Origin of the sequence: Flavobacterium muglaense, assembly GCF_014305155.1 — a bacterium.
Lineage (GTDB): Bacteria > Bacteroidota > Bacteroidia > Flavobacteriales > Flavobacteriaceae > Flavobacterium > Flavobacterium muglaense.
This window is the reverse complement of the sequence record NZ_JACRUK010000036.1, coordinates 12,962-33,234: the sequence shown is the minus strand read 5'-3', so window position 1 is coordinate 33,234 and position 20,273 is coordinate 12,962. Positions and strand designations below refer to the sequence as shown.

Below are 20,273 nucleotides of genomic sequence, written 5' to 3'. Positions count from 1 at the left end.
ATTCCGAGTGAACAAAATCCGTCATATTGCGGCTAGTATATATAGAATAAGCCGTTATCAAAACAATAACGGCTATTAAATACTATTTGTAAAAAGTCCATAATAACTTTAGATTGTAAATTAATGTTGAAATAAACCACAATTATAATTTGAATCAATAGGATATGACAATCGTTTTATACTAGCTTTAGCATCAATATAAAGTAAATTCCAATTATCAATTTTTTGTACTTTCCCTTTTATTTCAATAGGTTCGGCAACAGCAAACAAAATGGCATTATTTACTTTTTTTCCATCATTTCCAATTAAGATATAATAGTTTTTTGCCTGGCTATTTTCGGTAATAAAAGCGGGCATAATCCCACCTTTAATGCAATTTATAGCACAAGAACGATGCGGTTTTCCTTCGCCAGGATTCATAACACCTAAATAACATTTTGGATCAATAATTTGCCCTTTCATTATAGTGTCTTTTGGTTTTCCAAACACTAAAGGTGTTATAGAAGCATTGAATTTAATCTTTTTAATATTATTCTTTTTATTCATTAACTCCATTGCAACTTGACCATCGCGTTCGATAATTTTAGCTTGAATTTGTACAAATACCCTTTTTTCATTTGGATATTGAGATAAAAATGCTTGAACCGATTGGTCAGCACCAAACTTACCTTCATTTACTAACGGATACAGCACTACTTTAGGATTTCTATTTTTATCCATTTCTAAAACGCGTAGCATTGGAAATGGTTTCAATAAAAGCTCGCCTTCAAACGATAGTGTCTTATAATAATCATAGGAACTAAACCTAATTTTATTTGTTGAATTGCTAATTATAACTATTAATAGAATGCTTATGATAAATAGAGAAGGTACAAAGAAACGCAATGTACTTTGGTACGAATTTGGAATTTTTCCTAACCAACCAATAAAAAAATCAGTATCTAATTTCGTTTCCTCAGATGGAATTGTTGTTGGTTCAATAGCTGTTCCTTCGGGAAATGCTTTAGGATTTACATAAATTTTATCTCCAATTAACTTCAATTCATAAGTAGCCAATAATTCCGTAAATGGTTCTGGAGCTCTACCTTTATCCGGCAAATATTGATACCCATGCCATGGACAGGTAATACAGCCATCTACAATTTTACCTTCGCCCAATGGTCCGTTTTGGTGTTTACAAACATTATGAACGGCACTTAATTTGTTTCCGTATTTAAAAACTGCAATTCTTTCGCCATCAATTGTTACCATTTTGGCGCAATTCTCATCGATTTCATTCGGAGTGCACACATACACCCAACCCATATGATCAGTTATGCTTTTTTTCTTATCAAATTTATACTCTTTATAACCTGAAATAATGTGCAATGACAAAATAGTAACCAAACCTAAAAACAATAAGGAAAATAAGATGGGACTATTTTCATATTGTATAATTCCTAAAACTACATGCATTATAACCAATCCGTAGGCAATATAAACGATCATGTGCATGGCTTTCCAAACTTTTGGAGAAAGAAAATTAAGCCAAAAATCATGACTTGTAAATGCCATTACCATTAAAATTAGATAAGCAAAAAATCCAAGAATCTGAAAGGGGAAAAATGTCAATGATTCGTAATGCGTATTGGCTGTGAATAGATTATACAACGGATTGTTTACACCATATCCATGAAAGAAAATAATAGAATATACCGCATGAACACTGACGATTAAAAACATCGAAACACCTAAATGTCTTCTATTGTATAAGATGGGTAAAAAACTTTTATTTATTCTTGATAATGGACCAATCGCCAAAATTATATGCAGAATTAAAATTGCTAAAGTTCCAAAAGAGCGAATTATTATGGTATCGATAATAAGTTGTGGATACAAATACATACTTATAGAAATGAATCCGGTTAAGTATAAAACAACGAATAAAGCAAAAATAACATCGTATTTTGTTTTGAAAGGGTTCCAAATTATTGGAATATATTTTACTGACATCTAATTGATTTTTAATATTTTGGAATACATAAATAACCTAAAATAGCTAATGAAATCAATACGATTGTCAAAACTATCCATAAAAAAAAGTGTGTTTTTCTATACTTTGCGATCATGTTTATAATTTTTATAGATGATATACGGCCATAAAATAATACTTCCAGGAAGTATTAAAAGTCGGAATAATAACGAGGTTTCCTCGGCATTATGATCTAGATGATGCACTTTAAAAAAAGCAAACCATAAAGCAATTAAAATTCCTAAAAGGACATATAAATAGAGTAAATAGATGACTATCATTTTAATTTTGTTTTTGTAAATTTAATTTATTTTCATGATTATCATGCTCTAATTCTTTTCCAAGAAAATAACCAATGACGGTTCTGATTACTATTACTAATGCCAATCTAATTAAGCTTTTTTCGTCTTGCGCCACCATTGATTCTAGTATGTCAGCAATGATATAAAAATCCAATCCTAACAAAATGTAAGCACCAATTTCAAGTTTTAATTGTTTGAAATTAGAGGGTATTTCTTTGTTTTCTAATCGGAAACTTTTAAATTCAAATAGCCAAAACTTGATGAATATTTTCACAAATCCAAATAATAAAATAGAGGCACTACAAAGTTGAATTATAAATGATATTGAAGATATTATAGTTTCGATGTTTGTTTCCATTAGGAATTATTATAAACTTTTAAAACAGTATCTCTCAATTGTTTTCCAGTATCAGATACTAAAAAAGCAATACTTTCAGCTAACGTTTCTGTAGAAACCCATTGCGAATAATCTGCATTTGGAGCAGACGGTCTTGTCGCTGGTGTATCTATTATGCTAGGAACAATTATATTTACAACCGTTTTCTCGCTGGAAGTATTTATAAACTGTGCCAAACTGTTCAGCATTTGTTTCGATAAGGTATAAGCAAAACAAGTCACTCCTTTTCCTGGTTCTACAGCTGCTTTTGAACTTACTAAAATGATTTGTCCAAAACCTTGTTTTTCAAAATGATTTAATAATGGTCGAACCAAATTGTATGCTGTAAAGAAATTGATATTTATCATTTTCATAACCTCTTCGTTGGTGGTATTTTTTATATCACCAGAGGTAAATCCTCCAACTAAAAGAACGGCAGCATCAATAGTTTTTTTTCTTTCAACTGCGTCATTTACGAAATTTTTAGCTTCGGTTTCGTTATTCAAATCAACAACTTTGCTAAAGGTGTTTTCTATATGATTATATTCATCAGGTGTTCGATTACTTACGGTTAAAGACAAGTTACAGCCATTTTCAGCTAATTTTTTCACCACTTCTTTCCCTAAATTTCCAGAAGCACCACTAATAATAATTGATTTTTTCATATAATTTTTAATAATAATTTAGTTAAAGTAATATTTTAGCACTTCGTAAACTTTGTTAGTGTGTTTGTTTCCAGACATAAAACATTGCATAGTTTGGCATTCACAATTTATTGATTTGTACGCTCTTCTGAAAATCAGACTTGCTAATAACATTCCGAATATGGGAGCAACAAAATAAAGCCATAAATTGGAATAATTTCCAGATGAGAATGCTGATGCGACTGTTCTTGCCGGATTTATACTCATTCCTGATATAGGTGCTTCAAATGTGATATAAATCACTAGCAAAACACCCACAAAATAACCAGTGTAGTTGGCTAATTTTGGAACATTACTCAAAATTAAAACCGATAAAAGCATTATAAATGAAATTAAAAATTCAAATAAAAAGGGTTTTAAAGCAGAACTCGAAGAAGTTGAAGGAATTGTTACAACATAATTAATCTCGGGATTACTAATATATTCAAAAAAGAAAATTTTAAATAGTAGTACTCCCAAAATGCCTCCAATAAATTGAAAAATAATATAAAAAATAGCATCAGAAGTTTTCATTCTATCCATCTGCCAATTGGCAATTGTAACAGCAGGATTCATGTGTGCTCCAGATATTTTTCCGAATTTAGAATAGATTAATAAAACGGCAGTTAATCCCATTGCACAACCCATTAAGAATCGTCTAAAAATGGCACTTTCAACATTGTTTTTTATCCAAAAATCGGGATGCTCAATAATAATGGCAAAAGCACAAGCCGAGACCATGAACAAGCCTAATGCTAATGCTTCATAACTGTATATTTTCCAATTGGATTTAAAGGTTGTAATCATTTTTATATTTCTATTTCGTTTCCAGTCAATCCAAAATCAATCATTACTTTGATGATATTTGAAACTGACCAGGCTTGTTGCATTGTACCTCTTCCAAGATTTGGTTTTGGGTCTTTACCATCAAATATTTCAGAGATGGAATACAATCCATTTTCGTTGTAAAAATGATTTTTCAGCGTTTGGACTGCTTTTACAAACTCATTTTTTACCTTTTCTTTTTCTTTATCACTACTCATGTTGTATTTTGCTGTCCAGAATTCGCCAAAAATAAATGGCCAAACGGTTCCCTGATGATAAGCATTATCTCTGCTCCAAATATCTCCACCATAAAAAGGTTTAAAATCAGGATGATTGTCTGCTAAAGTTCGTAATCCTAAATCAGTATAAAGATACTCTTCAACGGTTTTAAAAACCGATTTTTCATCTTCAATATTTAAAAGATTAAAAGGCAAACTCAAAGCATAAATTTGATTGGGACGCAAAGATTGATCTTCAGAAATTGTTGGCAACACTAAATCATTAAGAAAGCCTTTATTATTAAAAAAATGATTTTTAAAATTGTGAGAGAAATGATTAATGATTTCAGTTATTCTAGCGTCAATTGAATGGTTTGCTAAAGTTGAAAAATGCTGATAAATTTTTAAGGCATTATACCATAAGACATTAATTTCAACCGGACAACCGTGTCTTGGCGTTACAACATAATCACCAATTCTCGCATCCATCCAAGTTAGTTGAGCAATTCCTTCTCCTGCATAAATAAAGCCTTCTGGTGTGTTGTGAATATTATAACGGGTTCCGTTTAAATGATAGTCTATTACTTCAGTTAATTGGTTGAAATTGTTCTGAATTAATTCTAAATCTTTGAATTTTTCATAATATTCATATAAAACAATAAACATCCAAAGCGTAGCGTCAACAGTGTTAAATTCTGGTTCATCATTTGGGTTATCCGGAAAGCGATTGGGCAACATGCCTTGGTTTAAACTTTTTAAGAATGTTTCTAAAATTAGTTTGGACTCATCTTGTCTTCCAGTGGCAATGCTTAATCCACGCATGGCAATCATAGTATCTCTTCCCCAATCGGTAAACCAATGATAGCCTGCAATTATAGTTTTGCTTTGTGTTGAATTTCTATCTACAACAAACTGATCTCCAGAAAGCAATAAGTCGTTAAAAAAGGTATTGTTTTTACTAGAAGTGATTGTTTTTTGGTAAGCAATAATCTCTTTTTTTTCTTTTTCAGGATCAAATGAATATAGATTTTCATCTGTAGAATAAGATAAAACTACTTTTTCTTTGGGTTTTAAATTGACAACCCAAGAACCAATAGAATAGGTATCTTCATTAAAATCCAAGCCTCTTTTTCGTTCTTCATTGTACTCCACATTTTTTATCCATTGTCTGTTTTCTTCGAATTTTCCTTTAGAAATTTTCTCGTAAACGGGTATCGATTCATAGTAAGCATAAATGATTTGTTGACCATTTTCGACCTCCGCTTTATAAAAATTGCAGTTTTCACTTTCGTGAGACATGCTGTGGTAATCTCTATTGACAAAAGTTGTGTTTAAAGAAATTTCGATGGTTTCTTTTCCTTGATTCACATATTCAATAAAAACAGAGTTAGACCCGCGTTTATGAAATATAGATTTTTGAATTTTAAAATTGTCACCTTCAAATGTAAAAACAGGATACGGAAAAATTTGATATTCTTTGATAAAAAAATGCCCTTGCGGATACACCGCATTTGGATATTGATTCGAACCTAATTGAATTGTTTCATCATTTGAAAGTTTGATTTCTTCATCAATCTTACTTACTAATACTCTTCTGTCTGTTGGCGGATTTAAGGAAGCTACCAATAATCCATGATAGCGACGAGAATTAGCTCCAGAAATTGTTGAAGAAGCATAACCACCAATTCCGTTGGTATGAATCCATTCTTTTTCTAATAAATTTCTTTCCATAATCGTTATATTTTATTTTGTGTAAACTTTATCAATTAGTTCAGCAACTACTCCAGTCCAACCTGTTTGATGTGTAGCTCCAACACCTCTTCCGTTATCACCATGAAAATATTCGTAAAACAGAATAAGGTCTTTTGAATGTTCGTTTTTATAAAAAGAATCATAATTATTTACTGGTCGATTTCCTGAAGCATCTTCTTGAAAAATTCCAATTAATCGTTTAGATAATTCATCCGCTACTTGATTTAAGTGTAATAAATTATTTGAACCAGTAGGAAACTCGACTTTAAAACTAGCTCCGTAATAATTGTAATAACTTCGCAATGATTCAATTAGCAAATAATTCATTGGCATCCAAACTGGTCCTCGCCAATTGGAGTTTCCTCCAAACAATCCAGAATTACTTTCGGCTGGATCATAACTTAAACCAAACTGTTCACCAGCAATCCATTCGCTATACCCATTTTCATGAATTTTAGACAACGATCTAATTCCATTTGGTGAAAGAAATTCGGCTTCATCCAACATTGCTTCTAATAATCTTTTTAAACGTTTTTTTGGAATTAAAGACAATAGCATCTTATCGTTTTTCGCTTCTTCAATTACTTGATAATCATGCGTTTTTTCTTGATAGTTAGAAAACCATTTCAATCTTCTCAAAAAATCAGGAGCTTTGTCCAATCGTTCTTTATCTAAAGGTAAAACAGCAAAAAGAGTAGTTAAACCGACTAGAGATCTTACTTTTAAAGGCACATATTCATTGTTGGGTAATGCTAAAATATCATAGAAAAAACCTTGATCTTCGTCCCATGCGCCAGACCAATCGTGTCCGATGCGGTTTAAACTTTCGGCGATATAGGCAAAATGTTCAAAAAATTTGGTGGTAACATCTTCAAAGGATTTATCATAAGCATTAATTTCTAAAGCCATGTCAAGCAAATTCAAACTGTACATTGCCATCCAGGAAGTACCATCAGCTTGTTCTAAATGACCGCCACCAGGAATGGCAGAACTTCTGTCGAAAATTCCAATATTGTCTAATCCTAAAAATCCACCTTCAAAAACATTATTTCCTTTTGCATCTTTTCGGTTTACCCACCAAGTAAAGTTGAGCATTAGTTTATGGAAAACGCGCTTTAAGAAATCAACATCACCTTGACCTGTTTTTTCTTTTTCCATTCGGTACACTTTCATAGCTGACCATGCATGAACAGGAGGATTTACGTCTCCAAAAGCCCATTCATAAGCCGGAATTTGACCATTTGGATGCATGTACCATTCTCTTAAAAACAATATCAATTGGTCTTTTGCAAATTGGGTATCCACCATGGAAAGCGGGACGCAATGAAAAGCCAAATCCCAAGCGGCATACCAAGGATATTCCCATTTGTCTGGCATGGATATAATATCTTCATTATTCAAGGTTTTCCAATTGCTATTTCGTCCTGTTTTTCGATTGGCTGGAGGTGGAACTTGTCCTTCATCACCATTAAGCCAAATAGGAATGTCTATATTATAGTATTGTTTAGACCACAACATTCCCGCAAATGCTTGGCGTTGTATGTTAGCTAATGCTGCATCTTTTGTGATTATTTTATCGTAAAAAGCATCGGCTTCGCTAATTCTTTGATCAAATAATTGCAGTGATTTTGCATCAAAAGGACTTTTAATCGCCTCTTTTGAAAGTCGAACATAAACAACTGTTTCTCCATTAGCAGGAACTGTTCTTTGATATAAAGGAGAAAATTTTGTGCCTTGTGTATTATCTTTAAATAATGAAAAATCATTATTGATTACGGCATTATGAAAAGCATCTTTTACAAAAGGAGTTTCGTTGGGTTGATTCCACAAACGTTCTTTATTGCTTTCATTTTCTGTAAAAAGTAATTCATCTACGGTTTGAAAATAAAAATTGTAGTCTCCTAATTCAGAATGATTTAACACTACAAATTTTGTAGTACCTGATTTAGATAATTTTAAACTAGGTTTTTCTTTCAAGACGTTTGGTGTCCAAAGATTTCGTAGCCAAAGTGTTGGTAAAATAGTAATTGGCGCTGCTTCATTACCTCGATTGGCAACTGTGATTCGGATTAAAATATCTTCTTCATTATTTTTGGCATATTCTGTAAAGACATCAAAATACTTGTTGTCATTAAAAATACCAGAATCTAAAAGCTCAAATTCGGCTTCGCTTTTAGAACGATTTCTATTCATTTCAACCAACTGTTTATACGGAAATTCAGCTTGTGGATATTTATACAAATGTTTCATATAAGAGTGCGTAGGCGTACTATCTAAATAATAATACAACTCTTTCACATCCTCACCATGATTACCTTCTGGACCAGCCAAACCAAAAATTCGTTCTTTTAAAATAGGATCTTTACCATTCCATAAAGTTACCGAAAAGCAAATACGTTGCAATTCATCAGAAATTCCGGCAATACCATCTTCTCCCCAACGATAGGTTCGAGAACGTGCATGATCGTGAGGGAAATAATCCCATGCGGTACCACCTTCACTGTAATCTTCTCTTACCGTTCCCCATTGTCTTTCGCTGAGATACGGTCCAAATTTTAGCCAATTTGTTTTTTTATTGTAATGATCCGATAGCCTTTCGTTTTCCATGATGTTTTATGTTTTTACTTTTTAGATTTACTTTTCAATTTTAACCGTTTCCGTCTTCAAAACCAGGATACAAGCTCATTCCACCATCCACAAAAATGGTTTCTCCATGAATATAATCAGATAAATCAGAAGCTAAAAACACGGCTACATTTCCAACGTCAGAAGTTAAACCAACTCTTTTGTACGGAATTAATTTTAGTAATTTTTCTTCAGCTTCAGGAGTATGCCAAGCTGAAGTATTAATTGGTGTTTTAATCGCTCCGGGTGCAATACTGTTTACTCTTATTTTTGATGGTCCAAGTTCTTGTGCCAATGATTTCATAAAAAGCATTACACCTCCTTTAGAAGCAGCGTAATTGATATGTCCAGCCCAAGGAATAATTTCATGCACCGAACTCATACAAATAATTTTACCCAAAGAAGCCGATATTTCAGGTCTTGGTCCACGCCTTTTAAATTCTCTTACGGCTTCTTGTGCGCATAAAAACTGTCCTGTTAGGTTAACATCTAGAACAAAATTCCAATCTTCTAAAGTCATTTCTAAAAAAGGAGCATCTTTTTGTAATCCAGCATTATTTACTAAAATATCCAGCGTTCCGAATTCTTTAATAGTAGTTGCAAACATGCTTTTAACTTGATCTTGTTTACTAACATCGCCTTTTACTGTGATGGCTTTTCCTCCATTTTTAATAATAATATCAGCAGCTTCTTCTGCACCAACAGAATTGCCAGCGTAATTTACAGCAACATTTGCTCTCGCTTGTCCTAGCTCGATGGCAGTTGCTTTTCCTATCCCTGAACTTGCACCGGTTACTAGTGCGGTTTGTCCATCTAAATAAATTTGATTTTTTTTCATGATGTATATCTATTCAATTTTATAATTTGATTTTTTAATTAATTTTAAAAACACTATTCCAACCTCCATAATTATCTTCTACTTTATACGGATTTGAACTATCTTCTTTCCACCATTGATTGTCAATACAAAATTTATATACATATTCACCTTTTGGTAATAAGGGTAATTCTACTTTCCAAACGTCATCTTTGAAAGGTTGTAGAATTACTTCATCGGCTTTCCAGTTATTGAAATCGCCAGCCAATGAAACTGTTTTTGCATTTGGAATGAAAGTGAAAAAGACAATTTTTTCTTCTTTTAAATCAATATTGGGAATTTCTAGAGGAATATCTATCGGTTCCTTTTCTAGTACTTCATAAATAGCTTTTTTTGGATTGATAGCACCGAATCCTTGTTTTTCTTGTGGAAAAGCTGGTAGCTTTTTTGCTGTATTGAAAAGAATAGCTCGTAATTGTGCTACGGTTAATTCAGGATTAATTTCTAACAACTGTGCCGCTACGGAACAAACTATTGGTGCTGCAAATGAAGTTCCATCAGAATGCTGATAATGTTTTGTTAAATATTTTTTATCCCAAATTGCTTTTTTTATTTCATTTTTTGCTTCACTTTCTGACATAACCTGAATGTAATTTGACCAACCTAATTTTTTATAATTATCACTTAAGAGTTGATGGAAATTTTCTTTTTCATGAAGTAATTCGAATAAAATAGTTGCGTTTTTCATTTCAAATGAATCAGGCAAAATAGGAGTTGGAATCCAAATAGCATTAGTAACCAACTCGGGTTTTATGATGTGATCGATCGTCAGTCCGTAGCTAGAATGATATGGTTCGAGAAAATCATCTAACTTGTTATGATCGTCAACTCCGCCAACAGCGATAATATTTGGAGAACTTGCAGGAGGTAAAATTTCGGCATGTTCATCATTCCCGACAGCAGCTATAAGTAAAATGTTCTTACGAATTAACTCCTCGGCTTTTTGACTTACTAAATTGGTTTTGAATGACTCTGCAAAATCATCGCTAATAGAAAGGTTTACAATTCGGATTCCATATTTTTTATGGTTTTTATTAACCCATTCTAAAGCCTTTACAATATTTTCTCCTGTTATTTTACCTTCATTATCTTGTACTTTCAATAAAACTAATTCGGCATCAGGAGCTATGCCTTTATACAATCCGCCCGATAAAAAACCATCACCAGCACAAACTACACTTGTCATTGTTCCGTGCCAACTTTGATTATGAGGTTTAGAAAAATAATTATCAAGAGTGTTTTCGGGATTGGTTATATCTATAATTTTTTTAATTCTATTTTTATTGGATACCAAATCGGGATGGGGATAAAACCCACTATCAATAAAACAAATAGTAACTCCTTTTCCAGTGTATTGTGTATCAGCATCTACTCTTACAGGTATTGGTAACACTAAAAAGTCCAAATCAAAATTAAATAAATGCTTCATTTTTAGCTTATCCATTGATTTGTGCATTGCTTCAACTTCAAATCTACATTCGTCGGTACAACGTGAGCAAATTCCGTCTTCTTGTGTCCATCCAGGTAATACCTTTTGAATAGCAAATAAAAGATCGGCTTCTGCTTTTGAATGAAAATGTTTGTTTAAAGGTAATGAACAACTTCCACACAATGGACATTTATCAATTTCAACTTCAATAGCATTTAGTTCCATACATAGTTTTCATAATATTAAAAATTTGTGTTTATAAAATCTCCAACTCTCAAAGCATTTGCAGCTATAGTTAAAGATGGATTGTAAGCTCCCGATGCTGGAAAAAAACTCGCATCTGCAACAAATAGGTTATCCAAATCATGTGCTTTGCAATTCAAATCTAAAACAGAAGTGCTTGAGTCATTTCCGAATCGCAACGTACCACACTGATGACTAACACCGCTAATTCCTAAATCATAACCACCCCAATGGACTTCTTTTAAATCGGGGTCAACAGCTGCTAATTTTTCAAAAATTTGATGTAATTTTATTTTTAAGTTTTCAAACGCTTCCACATTATTTTTTTCGCGATTGTAGAACAATTGTATGTCACCGTTTTCGGTCAACTTTACTCGATTATTAGGATCTGGTAAATCTTCGGATGTCAACCAAAAATCGATAGCATGTTGCGCAATATAATGAGCATCTTTTCCAGGAAAAAATTCTCCTCCGATACCTAAATACGTATCATTATCATTTTTCCCCATGAGTTGAATTTCCCCTAATGGTAATTCATTTTCTGCACTAGCATAATAATAATCGCCAATACAAAAATATTTTTGAAAAGCACTAACATTTAATTTATTAGGCGTGAAAGCGATTTGACAGCCGTTAATATGCGTCATGTAATTTCGACCCACTTGATCACTGCTATTGGCTAATCCATTGGGATGTTTTTCATTTGCCGATTTTAATAATAATGCCGCAGAATTTATTGCCCCAGCAGCTAGGACTACTAAATTTGTAGCAATCGTACTCATTTCGCCATTAATTTCAACTTCAACAGAAACTACTTTTTTACCCGATTCATCGGTATTTAATTTGGTCGCTTTTGCATTGGTTAAAAGTGTAACATTACTGTACTTTAAAGCACTTCTAATACCAGAAGTATGCGCATCAACCTTAGCCTCTGAAGGATCAGGATAACCATCAAAGTTTCCTAAAATATGAGGAGCATCAGGAGTGCTTTCATCTTGCGCAAGCTTTACTGCCATTGGTATTGGAAAAGCCCTAACTCCAATTTTATGCATATTGATGTATAACTCTTTCGTAAAAGGTTCTACAGAAATAGGTTCAAAAGGAAAATCGCTTTGATTTTTCGGCTCAAATGGGTCTAATCCTTTTTGCCCGTGAACTGAAAACAATGCTTCAGCTTCTTTATAATAAGGCAAATAATCGATTGAAGTTAAAGGCCATTTTGGCGAAATTCCGGCATAATGTTTTACTTCAGAAAAATCTTCATCTCTTAATCTAAAACTTGCTGCACCATACATTTTACTGTTACCACCTACAACATAATGTGTATAAGGTTCAAAAGCATTTCCAGCTGCATCATACCATTTTTCTGTGGTGCGATAACGTCCTTTTGAAACCGCTTCAATGTCCCAATTTTCTTTTTCACGAGGTATAAAATCGCCTCTTTCTATGATTAGAATTTTTTTTCCCGATGGGGCTAATTTTTGAGCGATTGTTCCTCCACCAGAACCCGTTCCTATAATAATAATATCGTACATGGTATTTATTTTTTAACAAATTTAAGGGTCATCTATTTTATGTTTTGTCAAGTACTTTACATTCAAGCTAAAGTTTTTACAAAAAATAAAATCGGGTTTATTTTCCTGTAAGTGTTTCTATTTTATACAAACTTGAATGTGCCGTGAGATATAGTGTTTTACCGTCTTTTCCACCCCAAGCCATGTTAGCAGGACGCTCTGGAGCAGTTATTTTTCCGAGTAGTTTTCCTTGTGGAGAAATAATCCAAACACCACCAGGAGCAGAAGAAAAAATATTTCCTTGATGGTCAACTTTTAATCCATCTAAAGCTTCTTCGTCTGGAGTACTATTCATATTAAAAAATTCTGCACCGTTTTTTAAAGTGCCGTCTTTTTGAACTTCATATTTCCAAATTACTTTGGTTTTATGAATATCACGAATGTCCCAATTGCTTACATACAAATATTTTTCATCTGAAGAAAAAGCAATTCCATTCGGTCCTCCCAAATCTTTTGCAACAAGAATTGTTTTACCATCTATAATGGCATAAACACCTTGATGTGGGGTTTCCTTAGTTTTATCATTGTAAAAATTGGGTAAACCATAAGGCGGATCAGTGAAATATACAGTACCATCAGAACGAAGCACAATATCATTGGGGGAATTTAATTTTTTACCTTCCCAATTGTCTGACAAAACGGTAATTGGTCCTTTCTTTTCGTGGCGAATAATTCTTCTATTGCCGTGTTGGCAAACTAGTAAACGTCCTTCTTTATCGAAAGCTAAACCATTAGAACCTGGTTGTTTTCTTTCTCCAATATCCATTCCGGTATAACCGGATTTAGTGATATAGACCGATACATTTGATGTTATTGGATCGTATTTATAAATTACATTTTGATTGGGATCACTAAAAAGTAGAAAACCATCATTGTGCCAAACCGGTCCTTCGGTAAAAGAAAATCCATCGGCAAGTTTGGTAATTTTTGCATCAGTCGAAAGAATATTATCTATAGCAGCATCTTCTTTTTCTATTTTTCCAATAGAATCCCAATCAGGATTAACCGGTTTTTGTTTGTAAAAATCGAGTGTTGCCGAACGAATCCAGATATAATTATCGGGTAAATCAGCCATCGGTCCGTTAATTCCTAAAATAGCAATTTGATATTTATCGCCTGCTTTAGCGTTATTGGTCAGTACAATTCGATTTCTTGAATTATAACCAGAAATAGTTTGCCCGTTTACATCACCAAAAGTTTTATTTAGTTTCCCGTTAACAAATACTTCTGCATAATCATCCATTACAATTTCAAAATAAACAGTCGAACCTTCAACCGAATTTCCTGCTAAAGTTTCTGGTATTGTCACATTGATTCTGTACCAAACATAAGACAACAACCCAGTTCCTTTTCTGTCTTCTAAACTTTCTGGAGTTAGGTTTTCCCATGATTTGTCTTCAAAATCTTTTGCGCCTGCTTTTGGAGCAATATTGTGAGTAGTTATTGATTTTCCTGTTGGATATAGTTTTAAATTATCGGTTTTACTACTTCCAGGTTCGTTAAAAGATTGTTCTACAATGGTTGCGTTTGAAAACTTCCATTGTCCGTTAACTGCTTTTGTACCTTCTGATGATTTTAGATTTACAATTGAAAATGGTTTTCCAAACGAGAGTTCTCTAATATCTTGAGCTAGTACCAATTTGCTAAAAGAAAGGAAAAATACTGTCAGTAAAATTTTAGTTTTCATTATTAGTCGATTTTAGTTTCAGCACCAGCTTTAGCAATTTCCACATCTTGATCAGCACTTGCCGAACCACTCAGTCCAATCGCTCCAATAACTTCGCCTTTATATACAATTGGTAATCCTCCTTTTAGATAATTATATCCATTAGTAACCAAAGCAACTCTTCCACCATTTACGGCATCTTCAAATTTTTCAGAAGGAAATTTAAAAAGTGCCGCTGTTCTTGCTTTTTCTATGGCAACTCCTGCCGATGCTGGAAAGGTTCCGTCAATTCTTTGAAATAATAATAAATTCCCACCAGCATCAACAATAGCAATAGAACCACCTGGTGCTTTTACTGTTTTGGCATATTCTAAAGCACTTGTCATTACTTTTTTAGAAGATTCAATGGTTAATTGATAGGTTGCTTTTACTTGCGCTTGAATACTGTTTGTTGCAAAGAATGTTACTATTGCAATTGATAATAAAATTGATTTTTTCATTTTTTTTTAGTTTTGATAAATTAATATTGCGTGACCATCAGGATCTCTAACCAGTAATGCTTTTCCTGATATTTCTGTTTCGGATATTTTTAGATTGACGATTCCATTTGAAATTAATTTGTACTCTTTGGCTTTTAAATCGGTATATATTTTTTCGAGATTATTCGCTTTCATTATATAATTCCAATGCCATAAATCGGTTGGAGCACTTTCTTGTGGATATAATTTTCCGCCCTGAGGTGCTAGATAATCTAAAAATTCTACGCCAAAACCTGTATTAGCGTGTAAACCAGTAATTAATAAATGTGCACCAAAAACCTGGTTTAAATGTTCTTGTTCGGTACCGTAATTTTCAGAATTTCCACCAACTTGTAATCCTAAGATTTGAGTATAAAAAGGTAACGATTTTGTTGTTTTATCAATTCCTATGGCAGAATGGTCGATTCCTAAAAATAATTTTTCGGTAGTTTTTTGCCATTTTGGATTTCCTTTGTCTTTTGGAAAATGAATTAATTCTAATACATGACCTTCTGGATCTTGAAAATAAAAGGCTGAAATTCCTGCAGCATTTGGCAAATAATTGGGTAAGGTTTGTGGCGATGAAGAAACAAATTGCAAATCATTGTCTTTAATAATTTGGTACGCTTTATCCATATCACTCACAACAATAGCAATGTGTTGAAACCATAAATCATTGCTTTTACTATCAGTAGGAAAAGGTTTGTTTTGAACTCCTTCAAATTGCATTAACTGAATGGTTTCGTCTCCGAGTTGCAAAACGGCAATTTTGGTTTGCTTGGTTTTTACTCCAAAAAGAGCTAACGATGTTTTGGCATCTAAAGCAAACTCATTAACTTTTTTAAATTGTAAAACGGTTTGAAAAAATTGCACTTCTTTGGTTAAATCGGCTACGGTAAAAGCCACACTTTTTACATCGGTAACTTGAGAAAAAGAAAATAACGAAATTGTAATTGTGACAATAAAACTATAAATATATTTAGTCATTAGGATTAATTTAAAATTAGCTTTGTGTTATTAATCAAACTCCGTTTTTTGACCATGAAATTTAGTAACCACATTTGGCCAAAAACCATCCGCTTTTATTTTTTGACCAGCAATATCTTTATTCCATAAATCTACGGCCCCTTTTGAATGTTGAAGAATTAACTGCCCGTCAACAATCGAAAATAATTTTGGATTTACAGGTCTTCTTCTGCCCCCATCACTCATGGCATAACCACAAAAACCACCGTACTTTGGAGCAAACATTTTAGGATTGTTTTTAAACATATCAGTATTGGTTTGTGACGAAAACCAATAGGTTGCACCTTCAAATCGGGCAAAAAAGTCTTTGTTACCTTTAATAGGTTTGTTCATTGTGAAATAAGCAACTGGGTCATAACCGCCAATTGAAACTCCTTTTTTATCGTTATTGTTGTAAAAAGCTTTTTCCTCATCTGTTACAATTTGTTCTCCATTTTTTGAAGAAACAGCAGGCCAGTATTGATCTGCTAATGTTAAATTTCCTTTTACATCTTTATTCCAACCATCATTGGCTCTTTTGTTGTGTTGCAAAAGCAATCGGTCATCCACAATAGACCAAAATTCAACATTAACCGGTGCAACTCTTCCAAGTGATACTGCATAAGCACACCAACCGCCAAACTGCGGAGCATATTTTGTCGGATTTGACTTGAATAAATCTAAATGTTCTTGCGAAGCAAAAAAGTACTTTGCGCCATTGTACGAATAATTAAATTTTTCATCTCCTTTGACTGGTTTACTATCTGTAAAAAAAGCTACAGTATCGTAGCCATCAATAATTACTCCTTTGTCATTAAGGTTGTTAAACTGTTTTTCTGCCGTTTGGGCAAATGATACTAATCCTGTAAATAGCATTAGTACTGCTAAAATTGATTTTGTTTTCATGTTGTTTAAATTTTTGACAAATGTATTGGTGGTTTTAAATTCAAAATGTAAAGTACTTTACATATCGCAATTATTTTTACTATTTCTTAACATAAGATTCTGGTTATTAATAAATTATGAATTTTTCACTAACAAAAAAAGGCACTTAGATATGTTTTATACCCAAATACCTTTTTAAAATTATGTTGCTATTTTATATTTTTTACTTTACAGACCTCTTGACGCTTATTATTTCATCACTATATATTTTCTTGGTTTTGAGTTCATAATTTATCTTATGTAAGATGAAAAGAACCTTCATTAATTTAAAAATTATTTGATTAATAAAAGCAAGTGTAATAAAAAAAATATTTTCTTTTTTCAATTGGAAATGTAAAATAGGTGACAAATTATTAAAAAAACGGTTGTTAATTTTACTTATTCTTAATGTACAAGCAAAAAACAATTTTAATTATTAATTAAACGGAAATTTTTTATACAACTTCAATTTTAACTTATTTTAATGAACAATGTCATATCAAAAATCCTATCAAAAACAGAGGAAAATCTTCAAGCACTAGTATTCGAGTATGAAGACACAATCAAATTTTCAGAGTTTGCAATCAATATACTTCTAAAATCTTTAGAACAACTTAAAGTTTTAGTAATCAAAACAAATTTTAAAAGTGAACATGAGGAAATTAAATTCTTTAAAGAAGTAAAGCCTTTACTTTTCTCAAAATTGATTTACCAAACAAAAGTCCTCAATATTGAAACAAAAAGGCCAAAAGGAACGGATAGAACTCAAAGAAAATATTTATTGAACGAATTAGACAATTTACATCGCTTCTTTGATAACAATTTAGACTTTTACCAATATTACAGAACTGGTGCAATTTATTTAGATGACAAATATTTTTTAAGAGGGAAGTTTGATATCAGACTATCTTTGGATACATTTTTTTATATGTCAGACCATGATTTTAGTACAAGTCACGATTTTAAAGTTTCAAAAATACTTGCAAATGATCTATTAGAAATTTATCTCAAAGAGCAACTCGCCTCATTAGATAGAAAAGAAATAATGACAGCAAAGAACCAAAATATTCCAAAAGTAAAACTCACTTGGACAGATAATAAATCGGCATTAATTGAAATACTTTATGCACTTTATTATCAAGGTAGTTTTAATAATGGTACTGCTGATATAAAAGATATAGCAAATTATCTTGAAACGGTATTCAATATCGATTTAGGCGATGTGTATAGAAGCTGGTATTCCATCAGAGGTAGAAAAACAGAAACAACACTATTCCTAGACAGTCTTAAAACAATACTTCAAAAGAAAATCGACCAAGAAGAAAATAAATAATTTAGGTTGTTTTCACAAAAATCATTGCCAAGTTGATACCAACTTGGCAAACAAAACAATTCAAAATACACAATTTTGTGCCATAACAATTTAAAACGGCACATTATGGCAATCGAAGTTATCACTCGTGAAGATTTAAACGAATTCCGCACACTCCTGCTTTCCGACTTAAACACAATGTTTAATTCAAAACCCCAACAAACAAAACAGTGGCTCAAATCTAATGAAGTCAGAAAGCTGTTGAATATTTCTCCTGGAACTTTACAAAACCTTCGTGTAAACGGAACTATTACATACACCAAAATCGGCGGTATTCTTTATTATGCCAGTTCCGATTTAGACAAAGTGCTGGAAACAAACAAAGTCGAAGCTACGCCCAATTTATTCAATCGCAAATAACTCAAAAGATGAATTACATAAAACATCTAACAGGGTTTTTCGAAAAAGTAGCTATCGACAAAACACTCAATCCAACACATGTAAGTTTGTATGTCGCATTGTTCCAATTCTGGAACTGCAATCGGTTCAAAAATCCAATCAGTATTTCTCGTGATGAGGTAATGCGAATAAGTAAAATAAGTTCTAAAGCAACCTATCACAAATGCCTTAAAAATTTACATTCATTAGGATATATAAACTATGAGCCATCTTACAATCCATTCAAAGGAAGCCATGTTTACCTATTCAATTTTTCAGACGATTTAAAACCAATTCCAAAAAGTGAAAAAACAACTATACCAAATAATGAACCTGTTTTTGAACTGGTTAATGAACAAGTAGTGAACAAGCTTTATACTGGTAGTGGTACAAGTAATGAGACAAGTAATGAACAAGCTCTAGTATCCTATATAAACAATACAAACATACCAAACATTTCAAACGATTTAAAGATTGTAAACTTGGACGAGCAAGCAAAAAATTTTCAAATTGAAGATGAGTTTATAAAAAACGAGAAAGACGAGAAAGAAAAAAAGTTGCGCGAAAAAAAGAAAGAGTTTCTTGTCACTTCGAGCGCAGTCGTGAAGCCAACAATCGAAAACGTCAAAGCTTATTTCATCGAACAAAACTTTCCGGAAATTGAAGCCATAAAGTTTTTCAATTACTTCTCAAGCAATGGTTGGTTAGTCGGAGGCAAAACACCAATGGTCGATTGGCAAGCAGCAGCACAAAATTGGATATTAAACGCACCTAAATTCATTTCAAATGAGCAACAATCCAACAGAGCAAAACACCTCAGTACTGGAACAGATAAAGACTATTCAGAGCCATTATAGCTATACTGAAATAATTATTTGGTTAGAAAAAAAAGGTGTTGAATTATACGGGAATCATTTCAAAATCCTTGAAACCGATTATCTCATAATTTACAAACTCATTGCTTATTTTCTAAAAGATGAAGCAACTTGTTTTCAATATGACATTAACCTCCATAAGGGAATTTTACTTTCTGGTCCTGTTGGTTGTGGCAAAACCTCATTAATGAATTTAATGAAATACCTAACTCCAACCGAACATAAATTTTTAGTGAAACCATGTCGAGACATCAGCTTTGAATTTATCCAAGATGGTTACCAAATCATTCACAAATACAGCAAAGGAAAACTATATGAATTCGAACCCAAAACAATATGCTTCGATGATTTAGGCACGGAAAACAACCTCAAATATTACGGAAACGAATGCAATGTAATGGCAGAGGTTTTATTAAGCAGGTATGATATTTTCACAACTAAAAAGATTCAAACTCATGTAACAACAAATCTATCAGCAAGTGAGATTGAGAATGTTTATGGGAATCGGGTGCGTTCTAGATTAAGGGAAATGATTAATTTAATAGGGTTTGAAAGAAATATTAATGATAAAAGAGTTTGATAAGTAAGTTAATAAGTCAAATTGTATCAAAAGAAATAAT

General features: G+C 32.4%; 18 protein-coding genes. 4 read left to right on the top strand and 14 right to left on the bottom strand.

Annotated elements, in window-relative coordinates:
* Nucleotides 1–120: 120 nt before the first annotated feature.
* The 14 genes from H8R24_RS13180 to H8R24_RS13115 form a co-directional block, all read right to left on the bottom strand.
* Nucleotides 121–1,992, bottom strand: a complete 1,872-nt coding sequence (locus H8R24_RS13180; RefSeq protein WP_187019789.1) for a Rieske 2Fe-2S domain-containing protein — start codon at nt 1,990–1,992, stop codon at nt 121–123.
* Nucleotides 1,993–2,091: 99 nt separating this feature from the next.
* Nucleotides 2,092–2,292, bottom strand: coding sequence for a hypothetical protein (locus tag H8R24_RS13175; RefSeq protein WP_187019787.1), 201 nt, complete (start codon nt 2,290–2,292; stop codon nt 2,092–2,094).
* A gap of 1 nt (nt 2,293) precedes the next feature.
* Nucleotides 2,294–2,671, bottom strand: coding sequence for a DUF1622 domain-containing protein (locus H8R24_RS13170; protein WP_187019784.1), 378 nt, complete (start codon nt 2,669–2,671; stop codon nt 2,294–2,296).
* The gene (locus H8R24_RS13165) at nt 2,671–3,354 is read right to left on the bottom strand and encodes an SDR family NAD(P)-dependent oxidoreductase (protein ID WP_187019782.1); all 684 of its coding nucleotides are present in this window, start codon (nt 3,352–3,354) and stop codon (nt 2,671–2,673) included. Before H8R24_RS13165 ends, H8R24_RS13170 begins: the two co-directional genes overlap by 1 nt.
* Before the next feature lie 18 nt (nt 3,355–3,372).
* Nucleotides 3,373–4,179, bottom strand: coding sequence for an MIP/aquaporin family protein (locus tag H8R24_RS13160; protein ID WP_187019779.1), 807 nt, complete (start codon nt 4,177–4,179; stop codon nt 3,373–3,375).
* Nucleotides 4,180–4,181: 2 nt separating this feature from the next.
* Nucleotides 4,182–6,146 (bottom strand): amylo-alpha-1,6-glucosidase, encoded by a 1,965-nt coding sequence (locus H8R24_RS13155; RefSeq protein ID WP_187019777.1) that lies wholly within the window; start codon nt 6,144–6,146, stop codon nt 4,182–4,184.
* 12 nt (nt 6,147–6,158) lie between these two features.
* Complete coding sequence (locus tag H8R24_RS13150; RefSeq protein ID WP_187019775.1) at nt 6,159–8,774, bottom strand: MGH1-like glycoside hydrolase domain-containing protein; 2,616 nt, start codon at nt 8,772–8,774, stop codon at nt 6,159–6,161.
* Between the two features lie 40 nt (nt 8,775–8,814).
* Nucleotides 8,815–9,630, bottom strand: coding sequence for an SDR family oxidoreductase (locus tag H8R24_RS13145; RefSeq protein ID WP_187019772.1), 816 nt, complete (start codon nt 9,628–9,630; stop codon nt 8,815–8,817).
* Between the two features lie 34 nt (nt 9,631–9,664).
* Nucleotides 9,665–11,323: a S8 family serine peptidase gene (locus H8R24_RS13140; protein ID WP_187019770.1), complete on the bottom strand. Its 1,659-nt coding sequence runs from the start codon at nt 11,321–11,323 to the stop codon at nt 9,665–9,667.
* 17 nt (nt 11,324–11,340) lie between these two features.
* Complete coding sequence (locus H8R24_RS13135; RefSeq protein ID WP_187019768.1) at nt 11,341–12,876, bottom strand: GMC oxidoreductase; 1,536 nt, start codon at nt 12,874–12,876, stop codon at nt 11,341–11,343.
* 97 nt (nt 12,877–12,973) lie between these two features.
* The gene (locus H8R24_RS13130) at nt 12,974–14,602 is read right to left on the bottom strand and encodes an SMP-30/gluconolactonase/LRE family protein (RefSeq protein ID WP_187019765.1); all 1,629 of its coding nucleotides are present in this window, start codon (nt 14,600–14,602) and stop codon (nt 12,974–12,976) included.
* A 2-nt stretch (nt 14,603–14,604) separates the two neighbouring features.
* Nucleotides 14,605–15,081 (bottom strand): GlcG/HbpS family heme-binding protein, encoded by a 477-nt coding sequence (locus H8R24_RS13125; RefSeq protein ID WP_187019763.1) that lies wholly within the window; start codon nt 15,079–15,081, stop codon nt 14,605–14,607.
* 6 nt (nt 15,082–15,087) lie between these two features.
* Nucleotides 15,088–16,086: a VOC family protein gene (locus H8R24_RS13120; protein WP_187019761.1), complete on the bottom strand. Its 999-nt coding sequence runs from the start codon at nt 16,084–16,086 to the stop codon at nt 15,088–15,090.
* 30 nt (nt 16,087–16,116) lie between these two features.
* A complete protein-coding gene (locus tag H8R24_RS13115) occupies nt 16,117–17,010 on the bottom strand; it encodes a YHS domain-containing (seleno)protein (protein ID WP_187019759.1) in 894 nt (297 codons plus the stop codon).
* A gap of 502 nt (nt 17,011–17,512) precedes the next feature.
* Between H8R24_RS13115 and H8R24_RS13110 the strand changes: the two genes are divergently transcribed.
* The 4 genes from H8R24_RS13110 (at nt 17,513) to H8R24_RS13095 (ending at nt 20,233) form a co-directional block, all read left to right on the top strand.
* Nucleotides 17,513–18,361 carry an RteC domain-containing protein gene (locus H8R24_RS13110; RefSeq protein ID WP_187019757.1) on the top strand — a complete coding sequence of 283 codons (849 nt, stop codon included), beginning with the start codon at nt 17,513–17,515 and terminating at the stop codon, nt 18,359–18,361.
* A 105-nt stretch (nt 18,362–18,466) separates the two neighbouring features.
* The gene (locus H8R24_RS13105; RefSeq protein ID WP_187019755.1) at nt 18,467–18,760 is read left to right on the top strand and encodes a helix-turn-helix domain-containing protein; all 294 of its coding nucleotides are present in this window, start codon (nt 18,467–18,469) and stop codon (nt 18,758–18,760) included.
* Between the two features lie 8 nt (nt 18,761–18,768).
* Nucleotides 18,769–19,635, top strand: a complete 867-nt coding sequence (locus H8R24_RS13100) for a transcriptional regulator (protein ID WP_187019752.1) — start codon at nt 18,769–18,771, stop codon at nt 19,633–19,635.
* Nucleotides 19,565–20,233, top strand: coding sequence for a P-loop NTPase family protein (locus H8R24_RS13095; protein WP_187019749.1), 669 nt, complete (start codon nt 19,565–19,567; stop codon nt 20,231–20,233). The genes H8R24_RS13100 and H8R24_RS13095 overlap by 71 nt, the downstream gene beginning before the upstream one ends.
* Nucleotides 20,234–20,273 lie beyond the last annotated feature (40 nt).

Bases quoted from the DNA above. Each gene is read 5' to 3' on its own strand.
- H8R24_RS13150 (WP_187019775.1), bottom strand. From the start codon at position 8,774: ATGGAAAACGAAAGGCTATCGGATCATTACAATAAAAAAACAAATTGG.
- H8R24_RS13170 (WP_187019784.1), bottom strand. From the start codon at position 2,671: ATGGAAACAAACATCGAAACTATAATATCTTCAATATCATTTATAATT.
- H8R24_RS13165 (WP_187019782.1), bottom strand. From the start codon at position 3,354: ATGAAAAAATCAATTATTATTAGTGGTGCTTCTGGAAATTTAGGGAAA.
- H8R24_RS13095 (WP_187019749.1), top strand. From the start codon at position 19,565: ATGAGCAACAATCCAACAGAGCAAAACACCTCAGTACTGGAACAGATA.
- H8R24_RS13115 (WP_187019759.1), bottom strand. From the start codon at position 17,010: ATGAAAACAAAATCAATTTTAGCAGTACTAATGCTATTTACAGGATTA.
- H8R24_RS13155 (WP_187019777.1), bottom strand. From the start codon at position 6,146: ATGGAAAGAAATTTATTAGAAAAAGAATGGATTCATACCAACGGAATT.
- H8R24_RS13135 (WP_187019768.1), bottom strand. From the start codon at position 12,876: ATGTACGATATTATTATTATAGGAACGGGTTCTGGTGGAGGAACAATC.
- H8R24_RS13140 (WP_187019770.1), bottom strand. From the start codon at position 11,323: ATGGAACTAAATGCTATTGAAGTTGAAATTGATAAATGTCCATTGTGT.
- H8R24_RS13175 (WP_187019787.1), bottom strand. From the start codon at position 2,292: ATGATAGTCATCTATTTACTCTATTTATATGTCCTTTTAGGAATTTTA.
- H8R24_RS13110 (WP_187019757.1), top strand. From the start codon at position 17,513: ATGAACAATGTCATATCAAAAATCCTATCAAAAACAGAGGAAAATCTT.
- H8R24_RS13145 (WP_187019772.1), bottom strand. From the start codon at position 9,630: ATGAAAAAAAATCAAATTTATTTAGATGGACAAACCGCACTAGTAACC.
- H8R24_RS13130 (WP_187019765.1), bottom strand. From the start codon at position 14,602: ATGAAAACTAAAATTTTACTGACAGTATTTTTCCTTTCTTTTAGCAAA.
- H8R24_RS13160 (WP_187019779.1), bottom strand. From the start codon at position 4,179: ATGATTACAACCTTTAAATCCAATTGGAAAATATACAGTTATGAAGCA.
- H8R24_RS13100 (WP_187019752.1), top strand. From the start codon at position 18,769: ATGAATTACATAAAACATCTAACAGGGTTTTTCGAAAAAGTAGCTATC.
- H8R24_RS13125 (WP_187019763.1), bottom strand. From the start codon at position 15,081: ATGAAAAAATCAATTTTATTATCAATTGCAATAGTAACATTCTTTGCA.
- H8R24_RS13120 (WP_187019761.1), bottom strand. From the start codon at position 16,086: ATGACTAAATATATTTATAGTTTTATTGTCACAATTACAATTTCGTTA.
- H8R24_RS13180 (WP_187019789.1), bottom strand. From the start codon at position 1,992: ATGTCAGTAAAATATATTCCAATAATTTGGAACCCTTTCAAAACAAAA.
- H8R24_RS13105 (WP_187019755.1), top strand. From the start codon at position 18,467: ATGGCAATCGAAGTTATCACTCGTGAAGATTTAAACGAATTCCGCACA.